The organism is Aeromonas bestiarum (genome assembly GCF_028751155.1).
GTDB lineage: Bacteria > Pseudomonadota > Gammaproteobacteria > Enterobacterales > Aeromonadaceae > Aeromonas > Aeromonas bestiarum.
This window is the reverse complement of the sequence record NZ_CP064746.1, coordinates 396,966-414,858: the sequence shown is the minus strand read 5'-3', so window position 1 is coordinate 414,858 and position 17,893 is coordinate 396,966. Positions and strand designations below refer to the sequence as shown.

Annotated in this window: 19 protein-coding genes; 12 read left to right on the top strand and 7 right to left on the bottom strand. The window is 62.5% G+C overall.

The genetic code is table 11. From position 1 onward, the window contains the following. Positions 1–33 precede the first annotated feature (33 nt). From IU367_RS01990 to IU367_RS01980, 3 genes are read left to right on the top strand one after another with little or no spacing between them, the layout of a single operon-like run. Positions 34–768, top strand: a complete 735-nt coding sequence (locus IU367_RS01990) for a uroporphyrinogen-III synthase (RefSeq protein WP_274454336.1) — start codon at positions 34–36, stop codon at positions 766–768. Next, a complete protein-coding gene (locus IU367_RS01985; protein ID WP_098980924.1) occupies positions 765–1,814 on the top strand; it encodes a uroporphyrinogen-III C-methyltransferase in 1,050 nt (349 codons plus the stop codon). Before IU367_RS01990 ends, IU367_RS01985 begins: the two co-directional genes overlap by 4 nt. Positions 1,815–1,824: 10 nt before the next feature. Continuing rightward, on the top strand, positions 1,825–2,988 hold the full coding sequence (locus IU367_RS01980) for a heme biosynthesis HemY N-terminal domain-containing protein (RefSeq protein ID WP_274453299.1): 1,164 nt from the start codon (positions 1,825–1,827) through the stop codon (positions 2,986–2,988). A 92-nt stretch (positions 2,989–3,080) separates the two neighbouring features. On the opposite strand, the gene IU367_RS01975 is transcribed toward IU367_RS01980, so the two are convergent. Both IU367_RS01975 and glpX read right to left on the bottom strand, forming a co-directional pair. Beyond that, on the bottom strand, positions 3,081–3,332 hold the full coding sequence (locus tag IU367_RS01975; protein ID WP_043556964.1) for a YkgJ family cysteine cluster protein: 252 nt from the start codon (positions 3,330–3,332) through the stop codon (positions 3,081–3,083). A 170-nt stretch (positions 3,333–3,502) separates the two neighbouring features. Next, positions 3,503–4,513 carry a class II fructose-bisphosphatase gene (gene glpX, locus IU367_RS01970; protein WP_043134967.1) on the bottom strand — a complete coding sequence of 337 codons (1,011 nt, stop codon included), beginning with the start codon at positions 4,511–4,513 and terminating at the stop codon, positions 3,503–3,505. A gap of 218 nt (positions 4,514–4,731) precedes the next feature. Between glpX and IU367_RS01965 the strand changes: the two genes are divergently transcribed. From IU367_RS01965 to IU367_RS01935, 7 genes are all read left to right on the top strand, one after another. Further along, the gene (locus tag IU367_RS01965; RefSeq protein ID WP_043134966.1) at positions 4,732–5,796 is read left to right on the top strand and encodes a porin; all 1,065 of its coding nucleotides are present in this window, start codon (positions 4,732–4,734) and stop codon (positions 5,794–5,796) included. A 132-nt stretch (positions 5,797–5,928) separates the two neighbouring features. Further along, entirely contained in the window at positions 5,929–6,843 is a 915-nt protein-coding gene (locus tag IU367_RS01960) for an ABC transporter substrate-binding protein (protein WP_274453298.1), read from the top strand. 230 nt (positions 6,844–7,073) lie between these two features. Then, positions 7,074–9,116, top strand: coding sequence for a TonB-dependent receptor (locus IU367_RS01955; RefSeq protein ID WP_274453297.1), 2,043 nt, complete (start codon positions 7,074–7,076; stop codon positions 9,114–9,116). A gap of 65 nt (positions 9,117–9,181) precedes the next feature. Beyond that, complete coding sequence (locus IU367_RS01950; RefSeq protein ID WP_098980927.1) at positions 9,182–9,802, top strand: PepSY-associated TM helix domain-containing protein; 621 nt, start codon at positions 9,182–9,184, stop codon at positions 9,800–9,802. A gap of 177 nt (positions 9,803–9,979) precedes the next feature. Further along, positions 9,980–11,017, top strand: a complete 1,038-nt coding sequence (locus IU367_RS01945) for an acyltransferase (RefSeq protein ID WP_274453296.1) — start codon at positions 9,980–9,982, stop codon at positions 11,015–11,017. Between the two features lie 146 nt (positions 11,018–11,163). Further along, the gene (locus IU367_RS01940; protein WP_043134959.1) at positions 11,164–11,736 is read left to right on the top strand and encodes a hypothetical protein; all 573 of its coding nucleotides are present in this window, start codon (positions 11,164–11,166) and stop codon (positions 11,734–11,736) included. A 126-nt stretch (positions 11,737–11,862) separates the two neighbouring features. Then, on the top strand, positions 11,863–12,297 hold the full coding sequence (locus IU367_RS01935) for an N-acetyltransferase (protein WP_241280188.1): 435 nt from the start codon (positions 11,863–11,865) through the stop codon (positions 12,295–12,297). Here the strand turns inward: IU367_RS01935 and IU367_RS01930 are convergent. Further along, a complete protein-coding gene (locus tag IU367_RS01930; protein ID WP_241280186.1) occupies positions 12,294–12,662 on the bottom strand; it encodes a winged helix-turn-helix transcriptional regulator in 369 nt (122 codons plus the stop codon). The genes IU367_RS01935 and IU367_RS01930 overlap by 4 nt on opposite strands. A 121-nt stretch (positions 12,663–12,783) precedes the next feature. On the opposite strand from IU367_RS01930, the gene IU367_RS01925 reads away from it, so the two are divergent. Further along, positions 12,784–13,089, top strand: coding sequence for a monooxygenase (locus IU367_RS01925; RefSeq protein WP_274453295.1), 306 nt, complete (start codon positions 12,784–12,786; stop codon positions 13,087–13,089). Here IU367_RS01925 and IU367_RS01920 read toward each other — a convergent pair. Then, positions 13,070–13,603 (bottom strand): GNAT family N-acetyltransferase, encoded by a 534-nt coding sequence (locus IU367_RS01920; RefSeq protein WP_274453294.1) that lies wholly within the window; start codon positions 13,601–13,603, stop codon positions 13,070–13,072. The two genes, IU367_RS01925 and IU367_RS01920, sit on opposite strands and share 20 nt — an antisense overlap. A 40-nt stretch (positions 13,604–13,643) precedes the next feature. Beyond that, a complete protein-coding gene (locus IU367_RS01915) occupies positions 13,644–14,264 on the bottom strand; it encodes an outer membrane beta-barrel protein (RefSeq protein WP_098980933.1) in 621 nt (206 codons plus the stop codon). Positions 14,265–14,511: 247 nt separating this feature from the next. Here IU367_RS01915 and IU367_RS01910 point away from each other — a divergent pair, with 247 nt between their 5' ends. Continuing rightward, positions 14,512–15,150: an exopolysaccharide biosynthesis protein gene (locus IU367_RS01910; RefSeq protein ID WP_274453293.1), complete on the top strand. Its 639-nt coding sequence runs from the start codon at positions 14,512–14,514 to the stop codon at positions 15,148–15,150. 66 nt (positions 15,151–15,216) lie between these two features. Here IU367_RS01910 and IU367_RS01905 read toward each other — a convergent pair whose 3' ends face one another. After that, on the bottom strand, positions 15,217–16,233 hold the full coding sequence (locus IU367_RS01905) for an amino acid permease (protein ID WP_274453291.1): 1,017 nt from the start codon (positions 16,231–16,233) through the stop codon (positions 15,217–15,219). 732 nt (positions 16,234–16,965) lie between these two features. Then, the gene (locus tag IU367_RS01900; RefSeq protein WP_274453290.1) at positions 16,966–17,856 is read right to left on the bottom strand and encodes a sensor domain-containing diguanylate cyclase; all 891 of its coding nucleotides are present in this window, start codon (positions 17,854–17,856) and stop codon (positions 16,966–16,968) included. Positions 17,857–17,893: the final 37 nt, after the last annotated feature.

Sequence of the window (17,893 nt, the reverse complement as noted above, 5' to 3'; positions counted from 1 at the left end):
CGGATCATGGCCACAACCATTGAGCGCTGCCTGATGATCCCCCTGGTGGTGCGCCCGGCCGCCCAGGCCGCCGAGCTGGTGCAGCTGTTGCGCCGGCACGGCCACGCACCGCTCTGCTGTCCGCTGCTGGAAACCGTGGCGGGCAGCGAACTCTCTCGCCTGTCCGAACTGCTGCCCCAGGCAGACATAGTCATAGCCGTCAGCATGCATGCAGTTCATTTTACTCACCATTTTCTGTTGCAAACTGGTCAGACCTGGCCACATATTGACTACTTTGCAGTCGGTCAGGCCAGCGCGGACGCCTTCGCCGATGCAGGCATAGCGGCGAGCTGCCCGGACGATCCGCGCAGCGAAGGGCTGCTGGCCCTGCCCGCCCTGCAACAGGTGAGCGGCAAGCGGGTGCTGATCCTGCGCGGCAATGGCGGTCGGGATCTCATCGCCCGGACGCTGGCCTCACGCGGTGCTCTGGTGCACTATTGTGCGGCCTATGAGCGCCACTACCCCGAGCTCGACGGGGACGCATTGACTCGCCACTGGCAGGCGGCCGGGCTCGACAGCCTGCTCATCACCAGTGGCGAACTGTTGCAGCGGTTGCTGGAACTGGTGCCAAGCCAGCAGCAACCCTGGCTTTATGACCGCCTGTTGGTGGTGCCCAGCCCCCGCGTGGCCGAGATGGCCGAGGCGGCGGGCTTTACCCGAATCACGATTGCCCAAGGTGCATCCAACCAGGCCCTGACGGCCGCTCTGGAACTGAGGAAGATGGAATGACTGAACAACAAGAAACCCAGGTCAAGCCCCAGCCGACCGCCGTGGTCAACGGCGGCAAGAGCCGTTCCGGCGCCCTGCTGGGCGGCGTGGCCATATTGCTGGCCCTAGGCCTGACCGGCGGTCTCTACCTGCACGGCCACAAGAGTGCGGTGGCCCAGCAGGGGGAACTGGATCAGCTCAAGCTGCAGCTGGCCGAGGCCATGAGCAAACTGGATCAGAGCAACAGCAAGGAGAGTGAGCAGCTGGCCGCCTTCGGCAAGCAGCAGCAACTGCTGCAAGACGAGCTCAAGGGCCTGCAGAACCGGGTGCTGGATCTCAACGACAAGCGCCCCAACGACTGGATGCTGGCCGAATCCGAATACCTGGTGCGCATGGCGGGCCGCAAGCTGTGGCTGGAGCATGACCTCATCTCCGCCATCACCTTGCTCGGCAATGCCGATGAGCGGATCAAGGCGCTCAACGACCCCAGCCTGATGCCCATCCGCAAGGCGCTGGCGGCAGACATAGCCCAGCTCAAGGGGATGCCCAGAGTCGATCGCGAGGGGCTGACCCTGAAGCTGGCCGCCCTCTCCGATCAGATAGAGCTGCTGCCGCTCTCCACCGTCAGCATGCCGGAAGCGAAAATCGAACCGGATCAGGCCGTCAGCACCAACCCGGACGAGTGGGAAAGCAACCTGAAGAAGAACTGGGTCAAGTTCACCGAGAACTTCATCACCATACGTCGCCGCGATGGCGCCGTGGAGGCCCTGCTCTCCCCGCAGCAGGAGATTTTCCTGCGCGAGAACCTCAAGACCAAGCTGCTGCAAGCCCAGCTCGCAGTCTACCGCGAGCAGCAGGCCCTGTATGACGACAGCCTGGAGAAGGCACAGCGCTGGCTGACCCAGTATTTCGATACCGACAACAGCGCGACCCACTACATGCAGTCCGAACTGGACAAGCTCAAGGGTGAGCAGATCCAGTTCGACTATCCGGATCGCTTCAAGACCCAAGCCATGCTGGAAGAGGTGCTGACCGAGCGCCTGCAACGCATTCTGGCCAGCAACTGAGGAGGGCACCATGATTCGTCTGATTGTTCTGGTGGCCGTGATGGTGGCGGGGCTGATATTCGGCCCGCAAGCCTCCGGCAACAAGGGGTATGTGCTGATCGCCCTGGGTAACTACACGGTGGAGTCCTCGGTCACCAGCGCCGTGATCCTGGCCGTGCTCTTCTATGGCGCCCTGCTCATCGTCGAGTGGGTGCTGGGCCGGGTGTTCGGCCTGCGTCGCAAGACGCTGGGCTGGTACGGCTCGCGTCGACGCCGCAAGGCCAACCAGCAGACCGTGGCCGCCACCCTGGCCATGGCCGAAGGTCACTACAGCCAGGCCGAGAAGCTGATGCTCAAGGGCGCCAGCAACAGCGACACACCGCTGCTCAACTACCTGAGCGCCGCCAAGGCCGCCCAGGCCCGTGGCGATGACGTGCGCCGGGATCAATACCTGCAAAAAGCGCAGGAGGAGAACCCCAAGGCCGAACTGGCGCTGACCCTGACCCAGACCCAGCTGCAGATAGAGCAGGGTCAGTACGATACGGCGCTGGCCATGCTGGAATCCGTCTATGCCCTCAACCCGCGCCACCCCATGGTGCTGGATCAGCTGCGTCAGGTACACCTGGCACGCGAGGACTGGACGGCCCTCATCGACCTCATCCCCGCCCTGCACAAGGTGGGCAAGCTGACCCCCAAACAGGAAGAGGATCTGCTGCATCAGGCCTGGCGTGGCCGGCTCAAAGCCGCCAGCGACGCCCTCGATACTCTGCGCCCTGTCTGGCAGGATCTGCCGCGCAAGCTGCGCCAGGATCCGGATCTGCTGGCCTGCTATGGGGATCGGCTGCGTCAGCTCGGTGCCGACAACGAAGCCGCCGAGCTTTGGCTGGATGCGCTGCGCAAGCAGGTCTCCCCCCAGTTGCTGGCCCGCCTGCCCAGGCTCAAGCTCGACAACTACCAGCCCATGCTGACCCTGTTGCAGAAGATCCAGGATCAGCCGGGTGTCGACGCCGCACTGGCCCAGACCTATCTGCTGGCCGGCCAGCTGGACGACGCCCAGCGACTGCTGGAGCAGGCTGTGGCCAAGGCACCGAGTGCCGCCGTCTACCACGCCCTCGGCCAGGTAATGGACAAGCGCCGCCTCACCAACAAGGCCAACGAGTACTATCGGCAGGCCCTGCAACTGGCCGACGTCTGATCCTGGTCCCTGCGCCAGAAGCACCAACAAGAGAGGCCGCAATTGCGGCCTCTCTTTTGTCTGTTCTGCTCTGATTGTACGCCGCAGCCCGCTTATGCCGTCAGCCGCTCCAGCTCACCTATGAGCCAGATGGCCTCCTCCCTGTGATAGCCGCACACATCCGGCATGGGTCTAAAACCGCTGCACACCAGAGGGCGATCCGGCTGGTCGAAGATCTTGCAGCCCAGCCGCACATCGAGCTGGACGCAGGGCACCCCGGCCGGTTTGCCGGCGGGCATGCCCGGAATGGCACTGCTGATACTGGGGGCAATGCAACAGGCTCCACAACCTTGACGACATTCCATGTAACGCTTTCCTGTGCGTGGCGAACCAGTCTATCAAAGGGCCGCGATTCCCCTTAGCCTTATCCCCCGCGCCCGTGAAATAGTGGCCAGTCAGGGGACTGTGTCAGCCCGCAGACAACAAAAAGCCCGACAGAGTCGGGCTTTGGTCGTTCAACGGCAGGTCGGACGCATCAGAGGATGATGTCGCGCACCACGCTGTCTTTGCGATCCAGGAAGTGGATCGACTTGATGCGACGAATGGTGCGTGACTTGCCACGGATCAGCAGGGTTTCCGTGGTCGCCATGACGCCATCGCTGGTGATGCCATCCAGCAGATCACCCTTGGTGATGCCGGTGGCCGAGAAGATGACGTTGTCATTCTTGGCCAGGTCTTCCAGCTTGAGCACCTTGCTCAGGTCTATGCCGAGCGCCTCGCAGCGGGCAATTTCCTGCTCGCCCAAGGCACGCACTTCCGGGCTGTCGCCCTTGACCTTGTGACGGGGTATCAGGCGAGCCTGCATGTCACCATCCAGCGCACGGATCACCGCCGCCGAGATCACCCCTTCCGGCGCGCCGCCGATGCCATACAGCATGTCGACTTCGCTGTCCGGCAAACAGGTGAGGATGGAGGCGGCCACGTCACCATCGGGAATGGCAAACACCCGCACGCCCAGTCCCTGCATCTCCTTGATAGCCTTGTCGTGACGCGGCTTGGCCAGGGTGATCACGGTCAGGCGGGAGAGCGGCTTGCCCAGCGCCTTGGCCACGGCCTTGAGGTTCAGCTCGAGGGCCTGATCCAGGTCGATGGCACCCTTGGCCTTGGGACCCACGATCAGTTTTTCCATGTACATGTCGGGCGCCTTGAGGAAGGAGCCCTTGTCGCCGACTGCCAGCACGGCCAAGGCGTTGGCCTGGCCCATGGCGGTCATGCGGGTACCTTCGATCGGGTCGACCGCGATATCCACGGCGTCGCCCAGACCCGTGCCCACCTTCTCGCCTATATAGAGCATGGGGGCTTCGTCAATTTCACCTTCGCCGATCACAATCTCACCATCGATCTGGATCTGATTGAGGATATGGCGCATGGCCGCTACGGCCGCCCCATCGGCGATATTCTTGTCACCACGTCCGAGCCACTTGTAGCCAGCCAGTGCAGCCGCTTCCGTCACTCGGGAAAACTCGATTGCCAGTTCACGTCTCATCGCATATCCAACCTTTGGAGCTCGAAAACGGGCGGCATTCTATCACAAGGGCAAACCTTTGCGCGCAAAAGTGGCGGATCGCCACACAAATCACGGCCCTTCACCAAACTGACATCAAATCGCCACCGACACGTCACTTGAGTGTCACCCCGCTGTCATCCCCCTCGCCTAGCATGGCCCCGTCTTTAAAACAAAAGCTTGCAACACAAGGGATTAAGATGAAAAAGCTGACTGTAGTGGCACTGGCTCTCACCGCGGCCTTCCAGGCACAAGCCGTTGAAGTTTATAAAAATGACACCACCACCCTGGATCTGTACGGCCGCATCTATGCCGGCCAGTTCTTCGGTGACAAGAAGGAAGGGGTCGACACCACCCATCCGAACGGCACCCAGGAGTACAGCGACAAGCAGGGCGCCAACCAGTTTGTCCGCTTCGGCGCCAAGGTGGATAGCCAGATCAACAGCCAACTGAAGGCGCTGGCCCAGTACGAAGTGCAGATGTACATCAACGACAGCGAGAAGACCATCAGCGAGAACTCCGACAACCTGCGCACCCGTCTGGCGTTCGCCGGTGTCGGCGCCGACTGGGGCAACATCACCTTCGGTCGCCAGAAGGGGGCCCCCGGCTTCCTGGCCGACTGGACTGACGTCTCCCTCTCCGATGGCTACGGCAACGAAGCCCTCGGCGCCAAGACAGATACCTTCGCCACCAACCGCGCCGGTTCAGTGCTGAAATACTCGGGTCTGTTCAACGGCTTCCAGGTCGACACCAGCTACAAGTTCGATGGCGGTGACACCGAAGAGACCACCAGCAAGGACAGCGATGCCGCCTACGGCGCCGCCGTGGCCTACACCTTCCCGTTCAACCTGGCGCTGGGCACCGCCTACAACGTGGGTATCCGCGACAAGAACGGGGAAGAGGATGCCAAGCTGTGGCTGCTCTCCGCCAAGTACGACAACAAGGCCGTCTATGCCGCCCTGAGCTATGCGGACGGCACCGACTTCCTGGCCACCGGCAAGGATCACACCGGCTGGGAAGGGGCACTCGGTTACAACTTCGAGAACGGCTTCGGCCTGATGGCGCTGTGGAACAAGCAGAAGGTGGAGCAGGACGGCAAGAGCGATTACGACTCCATCGACTACTACACCCTGGGCGCCCAGTACAAGTTCAACAAGAACCTGCGGGTCATCGGCGAGTACCGCATCAACAACCTGGACAGCCAGGAGAGCGGCAAGCTCAACGTCAAGGATGACTTCCAGCTGGCAGCCCGTTACGACTTCTAATCTCGGCTCTCAGTCAGAAAACAGCGCGCCGGCTTATGCCGGCGCGCTTTTTGTTGGCCCGCAAAGGGATGCAGGCCAGCCGCCGTCCGGCTCATGATCTAGGCTCAACAGAACCACGAAGAGGAGATCATCATGCCGTTACGCCTGCTCATCTGCTGCTGCCTGCTGCTCGCCCTTCCCGTTCAGGCGCTGACCATCGCCATGGTGCTGTGGCGCGGCGAAACGGATGCCGAGCGGGGCTTTCGTGCCGAGCTGATCCGGCTCGGCCATCAACCCACCTTCGTCACCTTCAACGCCAACCAGGATCGCGCCGCCTTCGCGACCCAGCTGCGCCAGCAACTGCTGCCCTCCCTCGCCGACTACGACTACATCTACTGCTTCGGCACCACGGCCACCACCATGGTCAGGAGCCTGATAGGCGATCGCAAGCCGCTGATCTTCAACATAGTGTCTGACCCCGTCGGGGCCGGGATCCTGTCGGAAGACAAGGCGGACAACCGTATGGTGGCCGGCACCAGCAACCTGGTGCCCATGGCGCTCCAGCTCGCCAACGCCCGCCAGCACCTGCCCACCGACAAGGGACTGCTGCTGCCCTTCAACCCCCGCGAGCAGAACACCCTGCTGACCGGTGAACTGCTGCTGCGCGAAGCCAAGCGCTATCAATGGGATCTCACCACCTGGCGCATAGCGCCTGACAAGCGGCGGCTGGCCGGCGAGCTCAAGCGTCTGCAACAGGATGCCCGCCAGCGCATCGTCTTCCTCGCTGCCGACAGCTATCTGCTCTCCATCGCCCCCGAACTGCTGGCCGCCCTCAACGAGGCGGGCATCCCCACCATCTGCAGCGCCGAGCTGTTTGTCGAGCACGGCTGCACCGTCGGCACCATCAGCAGCTATGAAACCCTGGGCCGGATGACGGCCAACATCATCCACCGCAACCTGCAGGGCACGCCGCTGCAAGACATTCCGCTGCAGACGGATCCGGCCCCCCGGCTGGTGCTGGGCAAGCAACTGACATCCGCCGACAACCAGGGCCCCCAGGGCCGCTGACCACCCGGCCTTCTCCATGGGCCCCAAACCGCCCCTGACACCCAGTGGCACGGCGCTGCCGGCCGCTGCGTTCCATCCGATCCCCTTGCCAATACTCATTACATCTTTATGTTGCAGAGCTAATGAAAATCAATATCATTAGCATCCTCTCGCAAGAGAGAAACCAATAATTATAAATAAATCAATAAGTTCAGACCATCAGGTCGCTTCCTCAAGAGTCAACACGCAACATGTACACACCCAATCACCCACGCGCCCTGCTGGGCGTCGCTCTGCTGGCCCTGAGTGCCGGCGCCCGTGCCGAAGACGAGACCATGACGGTCGTCGGCAAACGCAGCCAGCATGAAGAGGTCGCCACCGCGACCCGTACCAACACCCCGGCCAAGCTGGTGCCGCAGGCCATCGACAGCGTCAAGGCCAGCGAGCTGACCGCCTTCGGCCAGCCCACCCTGAGCGAGGTCCTGACCGGCATCCCCGGCGTCAACGCCAGCGGCGACACCCGCTTCGATGGCGTCAACATCCGCGGCTTCAGCGCCAGCAACGACTTCTATCTGGACGGTTTTCGCGATGACATGCAGTACACCCGCGACCTTGGCAACATAGAGCGGGTCGAGGTGCTCAAGGGCCCGGCCGCCGTGCTCTATGGCCGCGGCAGCACGGGTGGCATAGTCAACCGGGTCAGCAAGAAGCCGCAGAAGGGGCAGGAGTCCAGCGTCAGCGCACTGGTCGGCAGCTTCGACAACCGGCGGCTGGCCGCCGACCTCAACGGCGAGGCGGGTGAGCGGGTGCAGGTGCGCCTCAACCTGGCCCAGGAGGACAAAGACAGCTTCCGCGACGGCGTGACCAGCAAGCGCACCCTGCTGGCCCCCTCCGTCAACTGGGAGATCAACGACAGGCTGAACTGGCTGGTCCAGTACGAGCGCAACGAGCACGACCGCACCCCGGATCGCGGCATCCCCGGCGTCAATGGCCGCCCGGCCGACGTGCCGAAGGAGTACGTCTACAGCGACACCCGCCGCGACTTCATCGACGATGTGGCCCAGTCCACCCGCTCCCGCCTCTCCTGGGACATCAACGATCAGTGGCAGCTGCGCCAGCAGCTGGGCTACACCAGCCTCGACAGCCAGTTCGACAACACCTATGTCACCAGTGTCAAGGGCGACCAGGTGACCCGCTCCCGCTGGCAGCAGGATCTCAAGGCCAACAGCCTGATCAGCAACACCGAGGCCGAAGGCCAGCTGCAGACCGGCCCCATCGAGCATCGCCTGCTAATCGGCTTCGAGCAGAACTGGCAGGAGCGCACCCCCAAGCTCTACCAGAACGCCACCGCGATCCCGGCCGGCAACCTTTACGATCCTGGCTCCCTGCCCACCTATGATGGCGCCATGAAGCTCTCCAGCGACGCCAACCACAAGGTGCGCGGCTACGGTCTCTACCTGCAGGATCAGCTCAGCCTGGGCGACTGGCATCTGCTGGGCGGCCTGCGCCGCGACGACTTCACAGCCACCAGCCGCCGCAACGACCTCAACAAGGAGGAGACCGTCTCTGTCACCAGCCTGAGCCCGCGGCTGGGGCTGGTATGGAACCCCATCGAGGAACACGCCTTCTACACCTCCTACAGCAAGACCTTCACCCCGGTGGGCGGCGAGCTGATCGGCATCACTCCGGGTGACAAGAACAACAGTCTGGATCCCCAGAGCACCCGGCTGTACGAGGGCGGCGTGAAGAGCGACTGGCTGGATGGCCGGCTGGCGACCACCCTCTCCGTCTACCGGCTGGAGATGTACAACAAGCGCAGCAAGGATCCGCTGGATCCCACCAAGGTGATCCTCACCGGCCTGCAACGTACCGAAGGCATAGAGCTGAGCGCCCGCGCCCAGCTGACCGACGAGATCTACCTGCGCGGCGGCATCGCCATCCAGGACGCCGAGCAGGTCAAGGCGGATGCGGATCTGCAGGGCAAGCGGCCGATGAACGTCTCCCGCCAGAACGGCCAGCTGTTCGCCGGCTACCAGAGCGGCAAGCAGGGCTGGTTCGGCGAGACAGGGGTGACTGCGGTGGGCGATCGCTTCGCCGACAACGCCAACACCACCACGCTGCCCGGCTATGCCCGTTTCGATGCCCGCGCCGGCTACCGCTGGCAACAGTGGGAAACCCAGTTGAGCGTGGAGAACCTGACCGACCACGACTACTTCGTCAGCGCCACCAGCGCCTCCCAGATCATGCCGGGCACGCCCCGTCAGCTGAATCTGAGCGCCGCCTACCGCTTCTGATCCCACCCTCTTCCCCGATCTCTCTGGCCAGCCCTCGCTGGCCAGATTTTTATGAAGCGCAACCGATGAAACGCAGAAGACTCCCCCTTCACAACAACAAGTGGGTGCGCCGCATCCACGCCTGGGCCGGCTTTGCCACCCTCACCCTGATGCTGCTCTACGGCCTGACCGGCCTCTGGCTGCAACACAGGGCCGTGCTGCCAATTCCCGGCCCCCACACCGACAAATCGAGCGAGGAGATAGGGCTGGACGCGCCGCTGGCCAGCCCGGACGAGCTGAAAACCCTGTTGCAGCAACGCTACCCGGACAGTTTCGAGGAAGGGCGCGCCATGATCACCCCGGCGCAGACCCTGCCCACCCCGGCGGGCCCCCTCACACTGCCGGCCCGCTGGGAGATGCGCGGCGTCACCCTCAGCCAGAGCCTGGCCGCCAGCTATGTGGAGGGCACACTGCTGGTGCGCACCGAGCGGCAGCAGGCCAACTTCGCCGCCAGCCTCAACCGGCTGCATCGCGGCATGGGCACAGGCCTCTCCTGGCAGCTGTTCGGCGATCTGGCGGCACTGGCCATGTTGTTGCTGGCTCTCACCAGTTTGCTGATGTGGAACAAGCTGCACGGCCCGGCCGGTCGCGGCATAGCCCTGCTGCTGCTCGGGGCCCTCGCCACTGTGCTGATTGCCCTGCTCTAGCGCGTTTACCGACACCAAAACGGGATCTGGCGCCCACGGGGGGTAACCTTGCCCGCACCCGAGGTAACAAAAGGTAAGCGGGTGCCGATGGGGGTCACACTTGTCGGCGCCATGACTGGATGGGGGCCGCTCGCGGCTGTTAGGGTGCGGCCAGAATTCCTGGCGCCAAGAGGTATCATGCGCATCTCCAGCATAGAGTGCGGGCGAGTAGTGGCCATCATGGCCGTGATGACCATTCACCTCTCCCCCTTCAGCAATCCGTTCGATCCCGCCCTGTGGGACGGCACCCTCTACTTCTGGCTGGGGGGCGTCATCAACCAGCTGTGCCGTTTCGCGGTGCCGCTCTTCTTCCTGTGCGCCGGCTACTTTCTGCAACCCGCCCTCGCCGCAGGCAACCCCATGGCGGTGGCGCTGCGCTACTGCCGCCCCCTGCTGGGGCTCTGGCTGGCGTGGAGCCTGCTCTATCTGCTGATCCCCTTCAACCCGCCGGCGGCACTGAGCGACGGCTATCTGCCGGCCATGGCGAGCCAGTGGCAGATGCAGCTGGGGGATCCCCTCAACGCCTGGTGGGTGGGTGGCATGATCCATCTCTGGTTCCTGCCGGCCCTGATGCTGGCTGTCTTGCTGCAGGCACTGTGTCATCGGATTGGGCTGCCCCGGCTGGCGCTGGTGCTCGGTGTGCTGCTCTACCTGCTGGCCCTGCTCGGCGGCTCCTATGGCCAGCCGCTGCTCGGGGGCGAGTGGGCCCTGCTGACCCGCAACGGCCCCTTCTTCTCGCTGCTGTTCGTGGCGCTGGGCGCCGAGCTGCGCTTTCGCGCCTGGCAGCCGGATGCCAAGCGCAGCGCCCTGCTGCTGATCGTGGGGATGGCACTCTACGCCCTGGAAGCCTGGGGCCTGCTGCACTGGGCCTCGGTGCCCCTCAGCCGCCACGACTTCCTGCTCGGCTCGCTGCTCTGGGGCCTGGGCCTGTTCGGCCTGCTGCTGGCCAACCCGGGCTGGGGCCAAGGCAGCTGGCTGGAACGCCAGGCTCCGAAAGTGCTCGGCCTCTACTGCCTGCACATGATGCTGGTGGTATGGCTGATGATCTTTGGCCCGCAGGGTAAGTTGCTCTGGTGGGAATTGCTGAAAGTACCGGCCTTGCTCGCCCTCTCCCTGCTCGCTTATCGGCTGCTGGCGGCAACCCCGGCCAGCCGTCGCTTGCTGCGCGCCCGCTGACGAGAGACATCTGAGATTGAGGGAGAGGAGACGGGAGCAATGCCGATCCCTCCCTGCTCGTGGCTGAACGGTTGGTTCAATTTTTATTCATCGCGGATAGATAAACTCCGGGTCTCCTTAAACGCGAACCCAGGAGTCATCATCCCATGACGTTGTTCACCAAAACGCTGTTCACCAAGAAATCCGGCCTTGTCCTCGTTCTGCTCGCCGCCAGCGGCTCCCTCAGCGCCGCCGAGATCGCCAACAACAACATCACCGAGGCCGAGATCAAGGCCGCGCAGGATGCCTGGGGCAAGGCCCTGATCCAGATCAGCGATGACTACCGCAGCGGTGGCATAGCGAAGGCCAAAACGACGGCCACTGCCGTGCTCGACAGTGCCTACGGCTACAACAATGGCCCTGTCCTGTTCAAGCCCACCCTGGCCGGGGGCGAACAGACCTTCCGCCTCAACCAGGAGGGGGCGCTGGCCTACTTCGTCGGCAACAATCAGGCCTACCCCGCCGACACCGGCTTCGCCCTCAAGAACTGGAAAAGTTACAACTACGACAACGCCGCCGTCTACATCAACGGCGACATGGCCCTCACCATGGGCAAGGTTCACCTGATAGACAGGGACAACAAGGAGACCACGGTCGACAAGACCTGGGGCTTCAAGAAGGGGGACGACGGCAAGGTGCGCATAGTGCTGCACCACTCCTCCCTCCCCTACGCCGGTTAAGCGGCAACAGGCGACCCGCGGGTCGCCTTTTTTGTTATGGGGGCGCCACTTTGGCCAACCGCCGGGTGACGGCCAGGCTGGCGCTGTTACCATACCCCTCTTGTGACGAATCCAGACGAGACACCCATGCAGATCCGCTCCTTCACCCCGGCCGACACCGAGGCCGTCCTCGCCATCTGGCTGGAAGCCTCTTTGCAGGCCCACCACTTCATCGACCCGGCTTACTGGCACGCCAACCTGGCGCCGATGCGGGAGACCTACCTGCCCGCCGCCGACTCTTATATGCTCTGGCAAGATGGCTCTGCGCTGGGGTTTTATTCCCTGTATGAAGAGACCCTGGCCGCCATCTTCGTTGCCCCGCAGCAGCAGGGACGCGGCTATGGCAAGGCCCTGCTGGCCCACGCCAAACGGCAGCGGCCGGCCCTGCGACTGCAGGTGTACCGGCAGAACCTGGCCGCTTGCGACTTCTATCTATCTCAAGGCTTTCAGATCGAGAGTGAACAACGGGATCCCCACACCGGCTGCGCCGAGTGGGTGATGGTCTGGTCGGCGCCAGACTAACCCCGTTCGATGGCGGCTGAGTGTGGCTCGCTCGCCGGGCCATCCCCGGCCCGCACCAACAGGTCGGCGTGGCTCAGCGCGAAGTCGTGAATCTGCTGGAGCAGGGGCAGCAGGGCGACGCCAAGCGGGCTCAGGGCGTACTCCACCCGGGGCGGCACATCGGGATGGAGGGTGCGAATGATGACGCCGTCGCTCTCCAGCTCCTTGAGCTGGGCGGTGAGCACCTTCTGGCTCACCTCGGGCAGGCAGCGGCGCAGGTCGCCAAAACGCAGGGTCTGGCTGCGCAGATGAAACAGGATGGCCGGTTTCCATTTACCGGTCAGCAGCCGCAGCACCTGGTAGGCGGGGCAAGGGAGTGGGGACACGTGATGGCTCGCGAGTGGTTACTTTGCGGTAACTATGCCACGAAAAGGTGCCTTCTTGCGGACAAGATGCCGGCTTCCTATGATGCGGACTCTGTCACTCCATCCGCACGAGAGGTGCATCATGCCCAGTTTGCTGCAAATCCATTTCAATTTCCCCGCCGAGCAGATGGGGCCGGCACTGACAGCCGCCGCCATGCCGCTGGCCGAGTCCATCAGCCGGGAGCCCGGCTTCATCTCCAAGATCTGGACCGAGAACCCGCGCACCGGCGAGGCGGGCGGCATCTATCTGTTCGAGGATGAGGCCAGCGCCCTCGCCTACGCGACAATGCACGAGCAGCGGGTGCTCACCATGGGCGCCAGCGCGGTGCAGTACAAGCTGTTCGACATCAACGAGCCCCTTAGCCGGATCACCCGCGGCATCCCGTGATCACATCAGCCAGCCTCCGCTGGTAATGGGTATCCCGCTGCCAGACAAAGCCCAGCCGCCGAAACAGCCGCTGGCTGGGCAGATTGTCCGGTTCGATATCCGCCAGCAGAGTGGCGATGCCCAGCTGCCCGGCATACTCCATCAGGCAGTTCAGTGCCTCGCCCATCAGGCCCCGTCCCCAATGGCTGCGGGCCAGCATGCAGCCCAGCTCGGCCTGACAGAAAGCAGCCTCGAAACTGTGCAAGCCGCAGGTACCGATCAGGCGGCCGCGGTCGCGTGCTACCAGCCCCCACTCCAGAGATGCCCCCGTTGCCAGCAAGCGCTCTACGCTTGCCAACATCTGCGCCACTGTGGCGAGTTCAGGGAAAGGCGGCTCCCCGACGAAACGCATCACAGCAGGATCCCCGTAGATGGCGAACAGATCCGCGCTGTCTTGCTCGCCGAGCGGACGCAGCAATAGCCGCGGAGTCCGCAGGATGGGGAGTTCGCGGGGCAGTGGTTGCAACACATTCAAGGCGCCTGCTCCTGTGGGACGAGCCGCCCCATAATGGGACTCAAAACCTCAGAGTCAGGCCGATATTGGCCTGCCACTGGGTCACCAGCTCGCCGCGCACCTTGAACACGCAGTTATCCGGGTTGCAGAGGAACTGGCTGTTGTCGTTGACCAGGGTGCCGTAGCCGCGCACCTCGGCCCGCAGCGCCAGACGCTCGGTCAGACGCGGCTGTACCCCGAGCGCCAGCGACATTGAGGGAGCCACCTCGCTGTCGTAGGCGGCGAAGCGCGTCGCCCCTATGCCGGCGCCTATGTAGGGGGCCATCAGGTTGTCCGACAGGGTGAGGGCCCCGGCGAAGTGCAGCGTGTCCACCGTCAGCCGCTCCGACTGATCCGGGGAGAGGCGGGTGGATTGGTGGCTGTAGAGCAGCTCTATCATGCCGGGGTCATCCACCTCCTTGCTGATGAACAAGCCCCAACTGCCGGAGCTCTCCCCCTGCAAGGATTGCAGCTGGGTGGAGACTGGCATGGGCTGCGGGTCATCGTTTGCCTCGAAGTCGATGGACGAGCTGTAGCCGAAAAACGGCGTCACCTGCCAGCCAAGCCCAGCCTCACCGTCGGCGCTCCAGGCCTGCCCCAGCGGCAGCAAGAGCCCCATCATCATGATCCCTGCTCGTTTCATCAGAGTTCCTCTGCTTGTGCACCAGTGCCCACCAAGCATATCAGAGCCCCCTGACCCCCATCCTAAACCTGGCCTGTATCAACCCATTTTCGCAGGGAGGATCACACTCTGTTGCCGCGACCATCTCCCGCCACCACCCCGCTCACCACCGCGGCCGTTATTCATCGGGGATTAACCTCTGCCACGTATGCTGGCGCGCAACCGGCTCATGGTGAGCCGGTTCAAGTCACCAGAAGGACATACGGGAATGGTTGCCGCGCAACTCAAAGACCCACAACACAAGCTCTCCGACACCCTGCGGGCGACCGCCCACGCCATCGAGGAGAGCCATATCAGCCTGCGCCAGATGCTGGCCCTGGTGGGTGAGCAGGGCATGCTGCTGTTTTGCGTGCTGCTCACTGTGCCCTTCCTGCTGCCTGTTTCCATCCCGGGCGTCAGCACCCCGTTTGGCCTGCTGATCCTGTTTATCGGCATCGGCATCACCCTCAACCGGGTGCCCTGGCTGCCCGCCATCCTGATGGAGCGCCGCTTCGCCGCCGATCAGCTCAAGCCGACCCTGCACAAGGGCGCCGACCTGCTGGCCCGCATCGATCGCTTCATTCGCCCGCGCTTCCTGCTGCTGACCGGCAGCGGCACCATCAACCGCTGCAACGGCCTGCTGCTCATGCTGGCGGCCCTGCTGCTGATGCTGCCGCTCGGGGCCATTCCCTTCACCAATGCCATGCCCGCCTGGGCCATCTTGCTGCTGGCCATCGGCATGTTGCAGCGGGACGGCTTGTTCGTCGCCAGCGGCTACCTGCTGGTCAGTGCGACCCTGGTCTGGTTCAGTGCGCTGGCCATAGGTCTGCTGATGGCGGGGCAGAGCGTCTCGACCCTGCTGAGCTGACGACGCGGGCATGAAAAAGGGGCGACCAAATGGTCGCCCCTGTTGTTTTGCGCCGTCTCTCGCTCGTCAGAGCAGATCGTAGATGAGGGCCGAGATGGCGAGCAGCCCCACCACCATCACGAACAGTGTGCTGGGCCCGCGATAGCGCGCGAGCGCCGGCAGGCGATAGATGGAGTAGGCCGGCAGCAGGAACAGGATCACTGCGATCAGCGGTCCGCTCACCTTCTCTATGATGTCCAGCACATTGGGGTTCAGATAGGTGATGATCCCGGTCACGACAAACAGGATGACGGATGAGACCCGGGCTATGGTGACCTCCCTGAGGGAGAGCCCCAGCCCCTGACAGGCGCCGCTCACCATGCTCACCGTCCCCTCGCTCACCCCCATGGAGGTGCCGAGGAAGGATTTGGACATGGCCAGAATGGCGATGAGCGGACCCACATAGGCGATCAGCGGATTGGAAAACTTGTTCGCCAGCGCCGACAGCACGGAAATATTGTCGGTGCGGGCCAGCGCCATTTCCGCCTGACTCAGGCTCATCACGCAGCTGATGACAAAAAACAGCACGCTGCCGCAGATCAGCAGACTGCTGCACTTGATGATGCGCTTGCTGCGCACGTCGGCGCTCACATGGCAGCGCTTCTTCTGGGCGGCAGTAAAGGAGGAGATGATGGGGGCATGGCTGAACGAGAAAACCATCACAGGCACTATCAGCCAGAGAGATTTCCAGAAGGCGGGATCGCGCCACTCCACCGCCTGACTCTCGGTGAAATAGGAGAGGCTCCACTGGGGCAGCAGATAAACGGAGATGCCGAGCAGGAAGGCGACCATGGGCAGCGCCAGCACGCTGATGGCCGACACCACCACCTGTTTGCCGGTCAGCAGAATAAGATGCAGACCCAGCATCACCGCCAGCACCAGCCAACCACGGCTCAGCACGGCGCCCCCCAACTGATGCACCATGAAGCTCTCGATGGCATTGGTGATGGAGATGCTGTAGACCAGAATGATGGGGTAGAAGGCCATCAAATAGACCAGCATCAGCAGCTTGCCCGCCTTGGCACCGAAGTGCTCCTCCACCACATGGGTAATATCCCCTTCCCGATGGGAGCTGGATAATACCAGGCGACTCAGCGCTCGGTGGGAATAATAAGAGAGTGGGAATGCCATCAATAATATAAACAGCAAAATAACCGGGGAATTACTGCCCACGGTAATAGGGAGAAAGAGTGTACCGGCACCGACTGCAGTGGCATATAAGCCCATGGTCCATACCGAATCACTTTTCTCCCATTTCAACTTTGAAGCTGGGTTCTTCTTTTCAGCAATAGCAATACTCATTGCGATATACACCTTATTTGTCTGTCATCTTTGTTATTTTATTAGCCCGTGTAATAGGCGGGTGATATGTCTGTGCACATCAACCAGATTGTAGAAAAAGCAAACCCGCCAGCGGTCAATAAGACAGCCAATATGAAACGGGAATGTCACGCTACCATCGTTGAAATCGCCATAAAGGTCAAGGTTAATAATTCATGACTGTTTGAATAGAATTGTTTCAAAAGACAATGAGATGTATCATTTTGGTCTCAATATGACCAGTTCATTCCCGGCTGATAACATAAGACAAAACCTCTGCCCGTTGTCCAACAACATGAATAAAATCAGCAATCAGGCCGATAATATTAACACCATCAAGCCGGGAATATCAGCGGAATAAGCGAGTCATATTTCGACCCAATTGACATCGGTGTCATTGATGGATTTTACCGATATAAATCAACTTGTTTCATGCAACAAGTACAGTCCCCGTCATCAGGTTGCCGGGCAATGAGCAACCCGGTTGCGCCCCGCCCGTTTGGCCCGATACAACCACTCATCGGCACGCGCCAATGCCAGGTTGATCTCTTCCCCCGGCGTCACCAGAGTCGTGCCCAGACTGACGGTGAAGGCCACTGGATCAGGCGCCAGTGCCTCCACGGCGGCACGGATCCGCTCCGCTATCATGCATAGCTCTGACTCACCCAGCCTTGGCAACAGGATCAGGAATTCTTCGCCACCACTGCGCACAAACAGGTCTTCGCTCCGCAACTGGGCCGCCACGCACTCGCAGAAACGCTGCAACGCCCTGTCACCCTGCTGATGGCCGAAGCGATCGTTGATCTGCTTGAAGTGATCTATATCCAGCATGATGAGGCCACTGCTCTCGGGGTTCACCCTTTGCTGCTGGCAGTGTTCAAAGAAGAAGCGGCGGTTGTAGAGGCCGGTGAGCTGGTCGGTCTCGCTCTGCAGCTTGAGCCGCCGCTGCAGCTCGTACTGGCGGGTGATGCTGCGGGTCACCCAGGCCACCGCCCGCTTGCCATCGTAACGAGATGGCAGCGGGGCTATCTTGCCCTCGAACCTCTGCTCCCCCTGCGGCCCCACAGAGGAATCGATCCCCACCACCTCCACCGCCGCCAGGCCGTATTCCACCACCTGCACCTGGCCCGAGCTCAGGGCCAGGGCAACTTGCTCCATCACCCACTGCGCCATGTCGGCGGGCAGCACATCGGCCAGCCGCTTGCCCGCCAGCGGATTGCCATCCTGATAGGATTGCTGCTCCACGCCGCCTATGTATTCGATGTAGTAGCCATCCTCGCTCAGGATGAAGACAGGATCAGGCAGCTGGGCCATCACTTCGTATAGTTGTTTGACCGAGAGAGCCATACCATTTCCTTAATCCGATTGCCGAGAGGCGAGCGCC